The organism is Actinoplanes sp. NPDC051494 (assembly GCF_044454705.1).
GTDB lineage: Bacteria > Actinomycetota > Actinomycetes > Mycobacteriales > Micromonosporaceae > Actinoplanes.
On record NZ_JBITDZ010000009.1, the window covers coordinates 307,372 to 321,764 of the forward strand.

The 14,393-nt window shown below is 70.1% G+C and carries 15 protein-coding genes; 5 read left to right on the forward strand and 10 right to left on the reverse strand.

The window, feature by feature from the left end; translation table 11 throughout:
- Positions 1–16: 16 nt before the first annotated feature.
- From ACIA6A_RS28940 to ACIA6A_RS28955, 4 genes are all read right to left on the reverse strand, one after another.
- Entirely contained in the window at positions 17–1,135 is a 1,119-nt protein-coding gene (locus ACIA6A_RS28940) for a sensor histidine kinase (protein ID WP_396101047.1), read from the reverse strand.
- The gene (locus tag ACIA6A_RS28945) at positions 1,132–1,824 is read right to left on the reverse strand and encodes a response regulator transcription factor (protein WP_396101048.1); all 693 of its coding nucleotides are present in this window, start codon (positions 1,822–1,824) and stop codon (positions 1,132–1,134) included. Before ACIA6A_RS28945 ends, ACIA6A_RS28940 begins: the two co-directional genes overlap by 4 nt.
- A gap of 151 nt (positions 1,825–1,975) precedes the next feature.
- Complete coding sequence (locus tag ACIA6A_RS28950; protein WP_396101049.1) at positions 1,976–2,719, reverse strand: LytR/AlgR family response regulator transcription factor; 744 nt, start codon at positions 2,717–2,719, stop codon at positions 1,976–1,978.
- Positions 2,716–3,903: a sensor histidine kinase gene (locus tag ACIA6A_RS28955; RefSeq protein WP_396101050.1), complete on the reverse strand. Its 1,188-nt coding sequence runs from the start codon at positions 3,901–3,903 to the stop codon at positions 2,716–2,718. Before ACIA6A_RS28955 ends, ACIA6A_RS28950 begins: the two co-directional genes overlap by 4 nt.
- A gap of 71 nt (positions 3,904–3,974) precedes the next feature.
- Here ACIA6A_RS28955 and ACIA6A_RS28960 point away from each other — a divergent pair, with 71 nt between their 5' ends.
- Positions 3,975–4,406, forward strand: coding sequence for a hypothetical protein (locus ACIA6A_RS28960; protein ID WP_396101051.1), 432 nt, complete (start codon positions 3,975–3,977; stop codon positions 4,404–4,406).
- On the opposite strand, the gene ACIA6A_RS28965 is transcribed toward ACIA6A_RS28960, so the two are convergent.
- Both ACIA6A_RS28965 and ACIA6A_RS28970 read right to left on the reverse strand, forming a co-directional pair.
- Positions 4,407–5,903, reverse strand: a complete 1,497-nt coding sequence (locus ACIA6A_RS28965; RefSeq protein WP_396101163.1) for a sugar transferase — start codon at positions 5,901–5,903, stop codon at positions 4,407–4,409.
- Positions 5,904–6,183: 280 nt separating this feature from the next.
- Complete coding sequence (locus tag ACIA6A_RS28970; RefSeq protein WP_396101052.1) at positions 6,184–7,044, reverse strand: Fpg/Nei family DNA glycosylase; 861 nt, start codon at positions 7,042–7,044, stop codon at positions 6,184–6,186.
- 25 nt (positions 7,045–7,069) lie between these two features.
- Here ACIA6A_RS28970 and ACIA6A_RS28975 point away from each other — a divergent pair, with 25 nt between their 5' ends.
- Together ACIA6A_RS28975 and ACIA6A_RS28980 are read left to right on the forward strand one after the other, a co-directional pair.
- Positions 7,070–8,230 (forward strand): glycosyltransferase family 4 protein, encoded by a 1,161-nt coding sequence (locus ACIA6A_RS28975; RefSeq protein WP_396101053.1) that lies wholly within the window; start codon positions 7,070–7,072, stop codon positions 8,228–8,230.
- A gap of 49 nt (positions 8,231–8,279) precedes the next feature.
- Complete coding sequence (locus ACIA6A_RS28980) at positions 8,280–8,426, forward strand: hypothetical protein (RefSeq protein ID WP_396101054.1); 147 nt, start codon at positions 8,280–8,282, stop codon at positions 8,424–8,426.
- A 330-nt stretch (positions 8,427–8,756) separates the two neighbouring features.
- On the opposite strand, the gene ACIA6A_RS28985 is transcribed toward ACIA6A_RS28980, so the two are convergent.
- Genes ACIA6A_RS28985 through ACIA6A_RS29000 form a run of 4 tightly spaced genes read right to left on the reverse strand, consistent with a single transcriptional unit; the run spans position 8,757 to position 11,839 of the window.
- Positions 8,757–9,581, reverse strand: a complete 825-nt coding sequence (locus ACIA6A_RS28985) for a CDP-alcohol phosphatidyltransferase family protein (RefSeq protein WP_396101055.1) — start codon at positions 9,579–9,581, stop codon at positions 8,757–8,759.
- The gene (locus ACIA6A_RS28990; RefSeq protein ID WP_396101056.1) at positions 9,556–10,617 is read right to left on the reverse strand and encodes an iron-containing alcohol dehydrogenase family protein; all 1,062 of its coding nucleotides are present in this window, start codon (positions 10,615–10,617) and stop codon (positions 9,556–9,558) included. Before ACIA6A_RS28990 ends, ACIA6A_RS28985 begins: the two co-directional genes overlap by 26 nt.
- Positions 10,605–11,336, reverse strand: a complete 732-nt coding sequence (locus ACIA6A_RS28995) for a sugar phosphate nucleotidyltransferase (protein WP_396101057.1) — start codon at positions 11,334–11,336, stop codon at positions 10,605–10,607. The genes ACIA6A_RS28990 and ACIA6A_RS28995 overlap by 13 nt, the downstream gene beginning before the upstream one ends.
- A 53-nt stretch (positions 11,337–11,389) precedes the next feature.
- Positions 11,390–11,839, reverse strand: a complete 450-nt coding sequence (locus tag ACIA6A_RS29000; protein ID WP_396101058.1) for an NUDIX hydrolase — start codon at positions 11,837–11,839, stop codon at positions 11,390–11,392.
- Positions 11,840–11,879: 40 nt separating this feature from the next.
- Between ACIA6A_RS29000 and ACIA6A_RS29005 the strand changes: the two genes are divergently transcribed.
- Together ACIA6A_RS29005 and ACIA6A_RS29010 are read left to right on the forward strand one after the other, a co-directional pair.
- The gene (locus tag ACIA6A_RS29005; RefSeq protein ID WP_396101059.1) at positions 11,880–12,977 is read left to right on the forward strand and encodes a PLP-dependent aminotransferase family protein; all 1,098 of its coding nucleotides are present in this window, start codon (positions 11,880–11,882) and stop codon (positions 12,975–12,977) included.
- 276 nt (positions 12,978–13,253) lie between these two features.
- Positions 13,254–14,387 (forward strand): magnesium and cobalt transport protein CorA, encoded by a 1,134-nt coding sequence (locus ACIA6A_RS29010; protein WP_396101060.1) that lies wholly within the window; start codon positions 13,254–13,256, stop codon positions 14,385–14,387.
- Positions 14,388–14,393: the final 6 nt, after the last annotated feature.

Below are 14,393 nucleotides of genomic sequence, written 5' to 3' on the forward strand. Positions count from 1 at the left end.
ACTCCGGGCGCCGGAGTCAGGCCGCTTCCAACGGCAACGTCACGTGGATGTGGCAGCCGGACCCCGCCCGGACCCCGCCCGGGCCGGACAGCCCACCCGGCGGTGCGTCCGGGGCCGGCGAGGTCGTGCTGGGTGGGTGGCTGGGGTCGACGACGGCGATGGTGCCGTGGTGGAGCTGGACCACCCAGCGGGCGATCGCCAGGCCGAGGCCGGTGCCGCCGTCCTTGGCCCGTTCGCCCCGGGTGAAGCGTTCGAAGACGGTCTCGCGTTCGGCCGGGGGGATGCCGTCGCCCTCGTCGATCACCATGATGCGGATGTGGTCGTCGTGGCGTTCGGCCCGGACCGTGACCGTGCCGCGCCGGGGGCTGTGCCGGGCCGCGTTGTCGAGGAGGTTGGCGAAGACCTGGCAGAGGCGTTCGCGGTCGGCGGCGAAGCGGATCTCCGGGGTGGACACCTCGAAACGGACGTCGTGGCCCGCGCCCTCCGCGGTCACCCGGGCCTCTTTGACCACGTCGTCGAGGAAATCACGGGCGTCGATCGAGGTCATGGTCATGGGGACCACGCCGGCGTCCAGGCGGGAGAGGTCCAGCAGCTCGGCGACCAGGCGGCCCAGGCGTTCGGTCTGGGACAGGGCGACGCGCATGGTCTCCGGTTCGGCCGGGGAGACGCCGTCGACGATGTTCTCGAGGAGACCGCGCAGGGCGGTGATCGGGGTACGCAGCTCGTGCGAGACGTTCGCGATCAGCTCGCGCCGCCGTTGGTCGGCGGCGGCCAGGTCGCCGGCCATCTGGTTGAAGGCCGTGGCGAGTTCGCCGACCTCGTCGCGGGAGGTGGCCCGGACCCGGCGGGTGTAGTCGCCGCGGGCCATCGCCTTGGCGGCGACCGTCATCTCGCGCAGGGGCACGGTGGCGCCGTGGGCCATGACCTGCAGGGTGATCAGGCCGAGCGCCACCGCGACGCCGAACCAGCCGATGTCGACCCGGACCCAGTCGAGGCTCCACCAGAAGATCAGCAGGCCCACGCCGCCGGCCAGGCCGAGTGCGCCGGACAGCTTCGCCTTGATCGACCGTACGGGGTCGAGCGGCCGCGGCAACCTGCCCAGCACCCGCCGGACGACGTCGGAAAGGCCGGTCACCGGGTCACCTCGAGGGCGTAGCCGACGCCGTGGACCGTACGGATGAGGTCGGCGCCGATCTTGCGGCGGAGGCCTTTGATGTGGCTGTCGACCGTGCGGGTGCCGGAGGCGTCGGCCCAGCCCCAGATGTCGGCGAGGAGGCGTTCGCGGGGCAGCACCATCCGGGGGCTGGCGGCGAGTTTGGCCAGCAGGTCGAACTCGGTGGGGGTCAGGTGGGCCTCGACGCCGGCGCGGTGCACCCGGCGCTCGGCGAGGTTGATCTCGAGGTCCCCGAAGCGCAGTGGTGGCGGGGTGGCCGGGGTGTCGTTGCGGGTGGCGCGGCGCAGCAGTGCGTGCAGCCGGGCGGTCAGCTCGCGCATCGAGAACGGCTTGGTCAGGTAGTCGTCGGCGCCGACCGCGAGGCCGACGAGCAGGTCGGTCTCGTCGTCCCGGGCGGTCAGCATGAGGATGGGGACGGGGCGTTCGGCCTGGACGCGCCGGCAGACCTCGAGGCCGTCGAAGCCGGGGAGCATGACGTCGAGGACGATCGCGTCAGGCCGGACGCGGCGGGCGGCCTCGACCGCGCCGGGGCCGTCGAACGCCAGCTCGACCGCGAAGCCCTCGGCCCGCAGCCGGGCCGCGACCGTCTCGGCGATCGTGCGCTCGTCCTCGACCACCAGCACCGTGCGCGTCACCGGTGTCCCGCTCATCTCACACCCCCTCGAAGCTGTACGGGATGCAGCCTATTGAGCAGCCGTGCAGGGGCGGGGAGGGAGTTGTGGATAACTCGTGAAGATGTGCGCCAGCCTGTGGATAACTCTGGGGACAACCCTGTGTGACTGTGGATAACTCTGTGGAATCTCAGCGGCTCCAGTCGTTCTTGACGGCTCTGATCAGGCGATCCTTCAACTCCCGGGTGTGCCGTCGGCTGACCGGGAGTTCCGCCCCGTCGATCGTCACCACATAACCCGACGGGGTGAGCCGCAGCTCCCGGACCAGCCTCATCTGCACGAGGTACGACCGGTGGATGCGCACGAACCCGGCGTCGGCCCAGCGTTCGGCGAGCGTGGCCAGCGACACCCGGACCAGGTGGGAGGCGTCGGCGGTGTGCAGGCGCGCGTAGTCGCCCTGGGCCTCCACCCAGCGCACCGTCGAGCGGGGCAGCAGCTTGGTGGTGCCGGCCAGCTCGACCGGGATGCTGGGTTCGTCCTCCCGCTTGGGCGCCACCACCACCGGCGGGACCCGCAGCCCCACAACCCGGCGCAGGGACTCGCCCAGCCGCTCGGCCCGCACCGGTTTGCGCACGTAGTCGGTCACGCCGAGGTCGAACGCGTCCACCGCGCCGTCGTCGTACGCCGTCACGAACACGATCGCGGGTGGCCGGGCGAAGCGGCGCAGGATGCGGGCCAGCTCCATGCCGTCCAGGCCGGGCATCCGGATGTCCAGGAAGACCGCGTCCACCTCGGTGTCGCGCAGGACCCGCAGCGCCTCGGTGGCGTCGCCGGCCCGGTGCACGTACGCGACCCGTTTGTCGGCGTTGAGCAGATAGGCCAGCTCGTCGAGCGCGGGTGGCTCGTCGTCGACGGCCAGGACGACAAGGCTCACGCTCGTACCCCCGGGTGGAATTTCGGCACTCGCATGCTTATTTTCGTCCCCGCTCCCGGCGCTGTCTCGACCACGAGGCCGAATCGGTCGCCGAACACCGTGCGCAGCCTCTCGTCCACGTTGGAGAGCCCGACGTGGCGCCCGGCGTCGTCGTTCGCGGCCTCCGCGACGCCCTCGGCCAGCGCGGCCGGGTCCATGCCGACCCCGTCGTCCTCGACCGTGATGTGGCATTCGGCCCCGGCGTCCCGGGCCTCGATGCTCACCATACCGACGCCCGGTTTGGGCGACAGACCGTGCCGGACCGCGTTCTCGACCAGCGGCTGCAGGCACAGGAACGGCAGCACGACCGGCAGCACCTCGGGCGCGATCCGCAGGCGCACCTGCAACCGGTCGCCGAACCGGGCCCGTTCGATGGTCAGATAGCGGTCGATGGACCGGAGCTCCTCGGCCAGGGTGGTGAAGTCGCCGTGCGCCCGGAAGGAGTATCGGGTGAACTCGGCGAACTCCAGGATCAGTTCCCGCGCCCGGACCGGGTCGGTGCGCACGAACGACGCGATCGCGGTCAGCGCGTTGTAGATGAAGTGCGGGCTGATCTGGGCGCGCAAGGCTCGCACCTCGGCGCGGGCAAGGCGTTCGCGTGACGAGTCCAGCTCGGCCAGGGCGAGCTGCGAGCCCGCCCACCTCGCGGTTTCCATGGTCGCCTGGACGAGCCCGGGCGCCGGATGGCCGTCCGCGACCGCGACCAGCGCGCCGAGCGCCTGCCCGTCGGCGCCGTTCAGCGGGGCGACCACGGCACCCCGCACGATGCAGTCCACCCGGTCGCAGGGCAGGTCGCCCGCGCCCAGCACGACGGAGTGGTTGGTGGTGACCGCCCGCCGGGCCGCCGTGACGAACTGGTCACCGTGGTGGCCGCCCCGCCCGTCGTAGGCCAGGCCGCGTTCGGTGTCGGTCACCGACAGGCCTGGGGCGCCGACCAGCCGGCGCAGGTGACGGGCGGCTTTCGCGGCCGAGGCGGTGGTCAGGCCGGTCCGCAGCGGTTCCGCGGCCAGCGACGCCGAATGCAGGACGTCGTACGTGGCCCGTTGTGCCGCCGTAGCCACCCCACGCCGGGCCCGCAGCCGGAGCACGGCCACCACCGCGCCGGCCAGCGCGGCGAGCACGGCAACGACGGCGAGGACGGTCACGCAGAGATCCTGACGGCTGGCGCGCCAAAACGCCATGCCGGGGCAGCACGGGGGAGCATCGTGATATGCCGTTGACCGATTACTTTGCCGCGCCCGACGACCGTGCCGCGCTGGCCGGGCTCGAGAGCGGGCCCGAGGCGGCGGACCTGCCCACGGTCCCGTCGAAGAATCTCGATCCCGTCGTCGTCGCGGGCACCCTGGAATCCCTGCTGACCGGCCGGTCCTATGAAGAGGTCATCGAGAGCCCCCGGCAGGGTGATCTGGTCAGCGACGCCATGGAGAGCCCGGAGCAGCACATCGTCTCGGTCACCGACCGGTTACGGGACGCCCTCGCCACCGCGGACGACGCGCGCCTGGCCGAGGTGGCCGCGCTCTGGTCGCGTACCGAGGAACTGGATGGCGCCGACGCCGGAAGCTTGACCGATTTCCTGGTCGATCTCGCGGCTTTGGCTCGGAGAGCGAGCCAAAACCACAGCCATCTGTACTGCTACTGGGCGTTGTAGCTAGTAAGCGCCCTTGCGTTTGAGGACGACCCAGATCGTGCGCCAGAGGATGCCGAGGTCGTAGGTGAGCGACCAGTTGTCGACGTAGTACAGGTCGAGCCGGACCGATTCGTCCCAGGACAGGTCGGACCGGCCGGAGACCTGCCAGAGGCCGGTGATGCCGGGACGGACCAGCAGGCGGCGCCGCACGTCGCCGAGGTAGTCGCCGTCGTCGGCGGGCAGCGGGCGCGGGCCGACCAGCGACATCTCGCCCTTGAGCACGTTGATCAGCTGGGGCAGCTCGTCCATGGAGGTGCCGCGCAGCTTGCCGCCGAACTTGAAGATCCGCGGGTCGTCCTTCATCTTGAAGAGCATGCCGTCGGAGTCGTTGAGCTCCTCCAGGCTGGCCTTGCGTTCCTCGGCGTCGATGTACATCGTCCGGAACTTCCAGACCCGGAAGGTACGCCCCTCGTGGCCGACCCGCGGCTGCCGGAAGAAGACCGGGCCGGGGTCGGAGAGCCGGATGCCGATCGCGATGAACGCGAGCACCGGGGAGAGCAGCACCAGGCCGACGAACGCGACAAGGCGGTCGAGGGCGTTCTTGGCGAGCCAGCCGGGGCCGGAGAGCGTGGGCTCCTCGACGTGCAGCAGCGGCAGGCCCTCGATCGGGCGGATGTGCACCCGCGGGCCGGCGATGTCGGTGAGCTGGGGCGCGACCACCAGGTCGACGCCGGTGCCCTCGAGCTGCCAGGCCAGGCGGCGCAGCTCACCGGGTTCCGAGCTGGCCGAGCCGCAGACCGCGATCGTGTCCGCCTGGACCTCGCGGACCAGGGTCATCACGTCGCGGCCGGCGTACACCGGGACCGGGGTTTCGATGCCCCGGGCGGCCGCGTAGCCGTCGGTGATGTGGATGGCGACCGGGATGAGGCCGGCGGCCGGGCTGCGGGTGACCGCGGTGTAGACCTCGAGCGCCTCGGGCAGCGTGCCGACCAGGACCATCCGGTGTGCGCCGTAGCCGGTCTTCTTGCGGGAGACGTGCAGGATCTGCCGGGCGGAGTAGCGGCAGAACAGGATGAAGACGAGCGCCGCCACCGAGACGTAGGCGATCGTCACACGCGAGAGTTCGGTCTTGGTGCCGAAAGCCAGCAGGGAGACGACCGCGACCAGCGTCACGAACGCGCGGAAGACCCGTTTGAACTCTTCGCTGCCCAGCCCGAGGTAACGCCGGTCGTAGCTGCCGTTGCCCCAGAGGATGATCACCCAGCCCAGCGGCAGGCCGACGAACGCGACCAGAAGGAAGAGCTCACGGCTGCCCTGGAAACCCGAGTTGGACTTCTGGATGAAGGTGACCGCGAGATAGCTGGCGAAGACCGACGAGATCAGGTCAAGGACGATCAGGATCAGGGTGTACGGGCGGTGCCAGCGTGACACGCGCTTGTGGGATCGGGTCCACGCTGATCGGGGGACGCCACTACTCGGTGGCGGCTGCTGCTGCCACTCGAAGCTGTCGTACGGCATGCCGCTCCGGGTCTCGCTGGTACTGGACGCCGGGCGATGGAGGCTCGTTGTCACCTCGCCATGTCCTCCCGCATCACGGACCGCCCACACCGAGAACATTACGCACCGCCACGACCGCCGGGGTTCCGGCAGGCGGCCGATCCCCCTCCGTCGCGAATGGTGCCGCGAACAGAAGCGTGGACCGAGCCACTATACCGATGGAACGACGTAGAAGAAGGTGACGTTGTGGCCGCATTCGACACACGTCTCCGAATCGCCACTCTGCGTGATCGTGGCGGCGCTAACGGATCAACTTCGACAGCCGGCGGTCGGCCAGCGGCTTGCCCCCGGTCTGACAGGTGGGGCAGTACTGCAGGCTCTTGTCGGCGAACGAGACCTCCCGGACCGTGTCGCCGCACACCGGGCAGGGCAGCCCGGTGCGGGCGTGTACCCGCATCCCGGCGCGCTTCTCGCCCTTGAGTTCGGCCGCCTTCTGCCCGACCGACCGGGCCACCGCGTCGGTCTCCACCTGACGGGTGGCCTCGTACAGAATCGTGATCTGGTCCTCGGTCATCTTGCTCGTCAACGCGAACGGCGACATCTTCGCGACATGCAGGATCTCGTCGGAATAGGCATTGCCGATGCCGGCCAGCACCTCCTGGTCGGTCAGCACGCCCTTGATCTGGCCCTTGCGGCTGCGGATCCGCTCGGCGAACTCGTCGCGGCCGACCGCCAGCGCGTCCGGGCCGAGCCGGGCGACGCCGGGCACCTGCGCCGGGTCACGCACCAGATAGGCGGCGAGCGACTTCTGGGTGCCGGCCTCGGTCAGGTCGAAACCGGACCCGTCGTCCAGCCGGACCCGGACCGCGATCGGGCCGCTGCCGGGCTTGAGCGGGGCCGGCGACTTGAAGGCGTCGCGGTAATGCAGCCAGCCGGCCCGGGCGAGGTGCACGATCAGGTGCAGGTCCGGGCCGAGGCTGACGTCGAGGAATTTGCCGTGGCGGCCGGCGTCGGTGATCGGGAGGCCCGCCACCGCGCTCGGCGCCGGGTCGTAGGTCTTCAGCGCGCTGAACGAGGACACCTCGAAGCGCTCCACGGTACGGCCGACCGCACGCTCCCGCAGGTACGCGGCGAGCGCCTCGACCTCAGGCAACTCAGGCACGTCCTCAACGGTAGCGTTTGCCGCCGTGAAGGTTGTCGTTGCGCACAATCGGTACCGGGAAGCGATCCCTTCCGGCGAAAACGTCATGGTCGACACCGAGATCGCCCAGCTCACCGCCGCGGGAGTCGAGGTGGTGCCGTTCCAGCGGGCCTCGGACTCGATCGGTGACCTGCCGCTCGCGGAGAAGGCCCTGCTGCCGCTCTCCCCCGTCTTCGGGCACAGCGCCCAGCGCGATCTCGGCGAGTTGCTCGCCCGGGAGCGTCCTGACGTGCTGCACCTGCACAATCCGTACCCGCTGCTCTCGCCCTGGGTGATCCGGACCGCGCACAAGCACGGCGTGCCGGTGGTGCAGACCGTCCACAACTACCGGCAGGTCTGCTCGTCGGGGTTGTATTTCCGTGACGGCCACAACTGCCACGACTGCCGGGGCAAGGCGCTGGGTTGGCCGGCGATCCAGCACAAGTGCTACCGCGGGTCGGCGGCGCAGAGCGCGCTCATGGCGACGACGCTCGCGGTGCACCGGCCGACCTGGAAGTCCGTGGACCGCTTCATCGCGCTGACCGACCAGATCGCCGCGCACCTCAACGATTACGGCATCCCGGACGACCGGATCGTGATCAAACCCAACGGTCTGCCGGACCCGGGTGCGCCCGATCCGCTCGGTGACGGATTCCTGTACGCCGCCCGCCTGTCCCCGGAGAAGGGTCTGGCCCTGCTCCTCGACGCCTGGCAGCGGCACCCGGTCGGCGCGCTCGGGCGGTTGACCATCGCGGGCGACGGTGAGCTGCGCCCGCTGGCCGAGCAGGCCGCCGCGGCGCGGGCCGACGTGAGCTACGTGGGTGCGCTCGACCGGGCCGGGATGACCGCGGCGCGGCGTGCGGCCTCGGTGATCGTCGCGGTGCCGACCTGGAACGACGTGCTGCCCACGGTGATCCTGGAGGCGATGGCGTCCGGGCGTCCGGTGCTCGGCACCGCCGTCGGCGGCATCCCCTATCTGCTGGGCGGCGACGCGGGCTGGGCGGTGGCGCCGGAGCCGGCGGCACTGGCCGCGGCGCTCCCTCGGGCCCGGGCCGAGGCGGCGTCGCGGGCCCCGGCCGCCCGCGACCGCTACCTGCGGATGTTCCACCCGGATGTGCTGGTCAAACGCTTGATCGAGATCTACGCCGGGCTCAGGACGACCAGCTGAGCTCGACCCGGCGGTTCTTCGCGCGGCCGGCGGGTTGTCGTTCGTGGCGGTGGTCCGCAGGTCGGGGCGCACGGCGGCGACCACCTTCACCACCGCCTGCGCCCGGCAGCAGCAGAACGGCGCCGCGAACACGGCCCAGGCCTCGAACGACGTCCCGTTCCGGCCGCCGGCGCCGAGCGGGGAAGTCATGCCCTGACCGTTGGACCGGATGATGTCGTAGCGCTTCAGGTTGGTGCGGTCGAGCAGGTACGGCGCGAAGTTCAGGCTCGCCCCGACGAACAGGTCGTAGAGCCGGACCTCGGCGTCGGGCTTCTTCGACGCGAGCGTGGGGGTCAGCTGACCGGGGTGGGTGCCTGTGCGCTCTCGTCCTTCGGCGAAGAACAGCCGGACAGCAGCAGAATTGCCGTTCTGACGATGGGGGTCATCGAGACGGTCCCGGGCAGGATTTGCCACCGCCCGGGTGCCGGGCCTGGGTGATCGATCTCGAGGAGAACGACCATTGCTCAGACCCGGCATCCGTGCAGATTTAAAGGCGCAGGGCCTGCCGTCCGGCGAAAGCGATGCTGGCGGCCAGGAAAGCGCCGTTGATGAGTGTGAACGCGCAGATGACCCAGATGATCCACTGGGGAGCGACGGTCAGCACGACGCCGGCCAGGGCGATCACCGCGCCGTAGTCGCGGACCAGCTTGGCCACCCGGACCGGGAGCGACGTGCTGGTCACCATGCTGGAGGCCTGGCTGCCCGACTGCATGACCGAGGTGACCAGGTTGACCATCCAGGTGCCCGCGAACGCCGCCAGCAGCCAGGCCGGGGTGGACGGTACCTGTTTCGCCGCGGTCGACGACAGCGCCGCGACCAGCGCGATCTGGCCGGCCACGTCGCAGAGCACGTCGACCCGCCCGCCGGCCGGGCTGGCCTGGCCGGTGACCCGGGCGAGCTGACCGTCGGAGCAGTCGAGGGCGTACGCGAACTGCCAGCCGAGCAGCGCGAGCAGCCCGATCGGCCACGCCCAGATGCGCTCACCGGCGACCGGTCCGGCGGCGGCGACCACCACGAACGAGACGAGGCAGCTGGAGCCGAGCGCGGCGACCGACAGCACGGTGGGTGCCAGGCGGTGCTTGTTGGCGAAGACCGCGATGCGGGAGCCGATGTGCTGGCTGACCGCCTCGCTGAACAGGCCACCACCGCGGTTGACCGCATAGAAGTCGGCGGCGGTGGGCGCGGCGGCCCCGCCGGCCCTCGGGGGCGGCGGCCCCGGCTGGGTGGGCGGGCTGGACTGGGTGGCGCCGTGTTGGGTGGCGCCGTGTTGGGTGGCGCCGTGGGGGTCAGCGGCTGGCGATGGCGTCGACATATTCGGCCAGCTTCCTACGGATCTCGTCCGGGCTCAAGGCGAGGTGCTCCAGGATCGTGTAACGGTCCGGGCGGGTTTTCGGTGCGAACTGTACGACGTCCACGAACTGCTCCACGTCAAGGCCGACGTCCGCCGGGGTGCGGGGCAGCTGGTGGCGTTCGAGGCAGTCGGACATCTGCGCGAAGCGCCGCTCGTCCCCGCGCAGGAACGTGCAGAACAGCGCGCCCAGCCCGGCGAGCTCACCGTGTGACGCGGTCTCCGGGAACAGCGAGTCGATGGCGTGCATGATCTCGTGGCAGCCGCCGCTGGACGGCCGGCTGCTGCCGCAGACCGCCATGGCGAGCCCGCTGGAGATCAGCGCCTCGGCGAGCACCGTGACGAACGCGTCGTCGGTCATGTCGCCGGGCATGGTGAGGACCGCCTCGGCGCCCATCCGGGCCAGCGACGCGGCGAGACCGTCGACCGGCTCCCCGCGGACCGCCCGGGCGAGCTCCCAGTCGGCGAGTGCGCTGATGTTGCTGATCACGTCGCCGATCCCGGAGCGGTTGATCCGGTCCGGGCCGTTCTCGACGAAATCGAGGTCGACGATCACGGCGATCGGGATGTGTACGCCGTAGGAGCCCTTGATGCCGTCGTTGATCAGGCTGGCCACCGGTGACGCGACGCCGTCGTTGGCCAGGCTGGTCGCCACCGACACCATGGGCATCGCGTAGCGGGTCGCCGCGTACTTGGCGGTGTCGATCGTCTTGCCGCCGCCGATCGCGACCACCGCGTCGTACGACCGGGAGCGCAGCTTGGCGCCCAGGTCGATCGCTGCGTCGAGGGTGCCGCCGCTGGTCGTGTAGACGTCGGCGGACCGCAGGGACGGGCGGATCAGCTCCGCGATCTTCTCGCCCTGCCCGGGCCCGACCACCACGGCGACGTCGCCGCCCGAGGAGATCCGGCCGTCGGCGAGGATCGCGCCCAGGTCGCTGACCGCGCCCCGCCGGACGTCGATGTGCAGCGGGGTCTGGACGCTACGGGCTAGTAGTGGCATGCGATGGTCCGCGCCTTGGCGAGGTCGTCATGGTTGTCCACCTCGACCCAGGGGACGTCGCCGATGCTCGCCGCGCGGATCTCGCCGCCCCTGGTCACGTACTCCTGGTAGCCGTCCTCGTAGTACAGGTCGGGGTTCTTCTCCCAGGTGGCCTTGAGGCAGTCGGCGAGCTCCGCGGCGGCCGACGGCTCGATGACCGTGGCGCCGATGTACTCGCCGAACGCGTCGGCCGGATCCATCAGCTTGGTGATCCGGGTGAGCCGGCCGTCCTCGGAGAAGATCGTCTTCATCTCCTCGTCGGCCAGCTTCTTGACGCTGTCGACGGCGAGCAGGATGCCCGGGCCGCGGTTGGCCAGCAGGGTCTCCTCGACGCTGACCGGGTGCACGGTGTCGCCGTTGACGAGCAGCGCGCCCTGCGCGAAGTGGTCGCGCGCCAGCCACAGCGAGTACGCGTTGTTCCACTCCTCGGCTTTGTCGTTGTGCACGAGGGTGATCGTGACGCCGTACTTCTGCTCGAACGCGTCCTTGCGGGCCTCGACCGCGCCGGCCTGGTAACCGACCACGATCGTCACGTCGGTGAGCCCGGCGGCGGCGAGGTTGCGCAGCGAGATGTCCATGATCGTGGTCTCCCCGTCCACGGGGACCAGCGCCTTCGGCAGCGTGTCCGTGTAGGGGCGCAGCCTGCGTCCGGCGCCGGCGGCGAGTACGAGACCGATCATGGGATGGTTCCTTCCGTGGATCCAGGGGGTGCCAGCCGAGGATAGCGGGGCACTCACAGGTCAAGGGCGTGCAAGACCGCGAAGCCATCCTCGGCGATCGTGCGGATCATCCCGTCGTTGATGTCGCTGCTCTCGTCCAGCAGGTCGAGTTCATCGGGACCCAGCCAGCGGTATTCGGTGTGTTTACCGACCTCCAGCCGCGGATTTTCCAAATCGCCGTGCACGCGTACGAGGAAGTCGGTCTCGAGACGCGTCAGCCCGTCCTCGCCGGTGTAGGTGTAGTCGCCGACCGTGGCCAGCACCGTCGCCACGCGCCACCCGGTCTCCTCGAAGACCTCACGGGCCAGCGCCTCGTCGACCGTTTCGCCCGGTTCGAGGTGGCCGCCGACCACGTCCCAGCTGTTCGGGAAAAGCTTGCGCTGAGCCGAGCGTTTCTGGAAGAAAATCCGGCCTCGGTCGTCCACGACAAGAGCAGCGGCTACCCGCAGGGGTTCATCGGACACGATTAAAAATGATATCGACCCGACTCGTAAGCTGTGCGGTATGACCGCTGAGCAGCTGATCTCATTCGCACGAGGCGCACCGTCGCTCGACATCATCGACGTGGCCGGGCTGAAGGCCGCCGCCGCGCGGGCCTTCGACGCCGATCCGGCCGGGGTGACGGCCTACGGCACCTCCGTCGGCTACCTGCCGCTGCGAAAGTGGATCGCGGACAAGCACGGGGTCACGCCGGACGAGGTCATCGTCACCAACGGTTCGCTGCAGGCGGACGCGTTCTTCTTCAACCACCTAATCAAGCCCGGTGACCACGTGGTGGTGGAGAAGCCCACGTACGACCGCACCCTGCTGGGTCTGCAGAACCTGGGTGCCAAGGTGCACCAGGTGACGATCCAGCCCGACGGCATCGACGTGGACGAGCTGCGCGCGCTGCTGGAGTCCGGGGTCCGCCCCAAGTTCGCGCACATCATCCCGAACTACCAGAACCCGGCCGGTGTCACGCTCTCGCTCGAGAAGCGCCGGGTGCTGCTGGAGCTCGCCGCCGAGTATGAATTCCTCATCTTCGAGGACGACCCGTACGTCGACATCCGCTTCCGTGGCGAGGCGCTGCCCTCGATGCTGTCGATGGACACGAACACCACCGTCGTGCACGCGTCGAGCTTCACCAAGACGGTCTGCCCCGGCGTGCGCGTCGGTTACCTGGTCGGCCCGGCCGCGTTCATCCACGCGATCGCCAAGACGGCCACCAATCTCTACATCTCGCCCGGCATGGTGTCCGAGGCGATCGTGCACCAGTTCTGCGTGTCCGGCGACATCGAGCGCTCGGTCGCGACCGTGAGCGCGGCCCTGGGCGAGCGGTCGCGGGTGCTGGCGGAGTCGATCCGCAAGCACATCCCCGGCGCCACCTTCACCGAGCCGGACGGCGGTTACTTCCTCTGGGTCGACCTGCCGACGGACGTCGACGTGGACAAGCTGTTCCCGGCCGCGATGAAGAAGGGGGTCGCCATCGTCAAGGGCACCGACTTCCTGCTCGACGGCGGCCAGAACTCGGTGCGCCTCGCGTTCTCCGCGGTGACCGTGGACCAGATCGACGAGGGTGTACGCCGGCTCGCCGAGGCCATCGAGGTCGTTCGCGCCGGATAGTCGACCTACTGTCGGGTTTCCGACAGTGAGTGCTTCCCGTCGGTTCCGGGTTTCCCCTGGGACCGGCGGACAGCTCAGAATGCATGCGGCGTCAAAACCGCATGACGATGCGGTGTGACGCGTTGACACCCACCCCGCCCCCTGGCGCCGGGCGGGCCGATCGCACCCTTCACCCCCCGAAATGCGGCCGGTCCGTCCGGCGCCCCCCTAACCGGCGCGCGGGACCGGCGTAACCTCGCCGACGAGAGCGCGCCGGGAAACGTGGGGGAGGCAGTTATGAGCGAAAGCAGCAGGCCGGCCAGTGGGAGCCGGTCGTTGGTGCGAGCTTGGACCGCCCCCGTCCGGGCGATGAACAGGTTCCTCGGCACCGTCGACGGCCGGCCCGCCGAGCCCGGCGAGGTGTTCCAGGGCAGTTCCGTGGTCGACTGCGGCGTCTACGTCGACGGCAAGCGGGAGCCCGGCGACTTCAGCCCCGACGAGGCGCTGCGCGAGGCCTGCAGCCGGGAGAACGCGTTCGTCTGGCTGGGCCTGCACGAGCCGACGCAGGCGGAGATGTCCGCCGTCGCGCGGACCTACGACCTGCATGAGCTCGCGGTCGAGGACGCGGTCAAGGCGGAGCAGCGGCCCAAGCTGGAGCAGTTCGGCCTGGTGCACTTCCTCGTGCTGCGGACCGCCCGGTACGTGCCGCACGGCGAGCTGACCGAGACCTCGCAGATCGTCGAGACCGGCCAGATGATGATCTTCGTCGGCGAGCGGTTCGTGATCACGGTGCGGCACGGCGACGCCACGAAACTCGCGCCGGTCCGGGCCGACATGGAGGCCCGGGGTGACCTGCTCGCGCAGGGGCCGTGGGCGGTCGCCTACGCGGTGACCGACCGGGTCGTCGACGCCTACATCGAGGTCGCCGACCAGGTCGAGGCCGACCTCGACATCATCGAGGAGGGCGCGTTCTCCCGGGACCGCGGCCGCAGCCCGGTGCAGGCGATCTATCAGATGAAGCGCGAGATCGTGGAATTCCGCCGGGCGGTGGTGCCGCTGCAGCGCCCGCTCGCGACGATCACCGCGCCGCAGAGCCGGCTCGTGCCCAAGGAGATCCGGCGCTACTTCCGCGACGTGCAGGATCACCTGACGCGAACGGTCGAGCAGGTCTCGTCGTACGACGATCTGCTGAATTCGATCCTGCAGGCGCGTCTCGCGCAGGTGACCGTCGACCAGAACAACGACATGCGCAAGATCGCCGCCTGGGCCGGTATCTCCGCCTGGTGGACCGCGGTCGCCGGGGTCTACGGCATGAATTTCGTGCACATGCCGGAAACCCAGTGGCTGTACGGCTACCCGGTGGTGATAACGGTCATCGTCGGGGTGTCCGTGCTGCTCTACCGGGCCTTCCGCCGCAACGGCTGGCTCTAGGCGGCC

What these genes read in the sequence shown, in the direction of transcription:
- ACIA6A_RS28945 (WP_396101048.1), bottom strand. Translation starts at nt 1,824, where the DNA reads ATGAGCGGGACACCGGTGACGCGCACGGTGCTGGTGGTCGAGGACGAG.
- ACIA6A_RS28965 (WP_396101163.1), bottom strand. Translation starts at nt 5,903, where the DNA reads ATGCCGTACGACAGCTTCGAGTGGCAGCAGCAGCCGCCACCGAGTAGT.
- ACIA6A_RS28985 (WP_396101055.1), bottom strand. Translation starts at nt 9,581, where the DNA reads ATGTCGACGCCATCGCCAGCCGCTGACCCCCACGGCGCCACCCAACAC.
- ACIA6A_RS28990 (WP_396101056.1), bottom strand. Translation starts at nt 10,617, where the DNA reads ATGCCACTACTAGCCCGTAGCGTCCAGACCCCGCTGCACATCGACGTC.
- ACIA6A_RS28995 (WP_396101057.1), bottom strand. Translation starts at nt 11,336, where the DNA reads ATGATCGGTCTCGTACTCGCCGCCGGCGCCGGACGCAGGCTGCGCCCC.
- ACIA6A_RS29005 (WP_396101059.1), top strand. Translation starts at nt 11,880, where the DNA reads ATGACCGCTGAGCAGCTGATCTCATTCGCACGAGGCGCACCGTCGCTC.
- ACIA6A_RS29010 (WP_396101060.1), top strand. Translation starts at nt 13,254, where the DNA reads ATGAGCGAAAGCAGCAGGCCGGCCAGTGGGAGCCGGTCGTTGGTGCGA.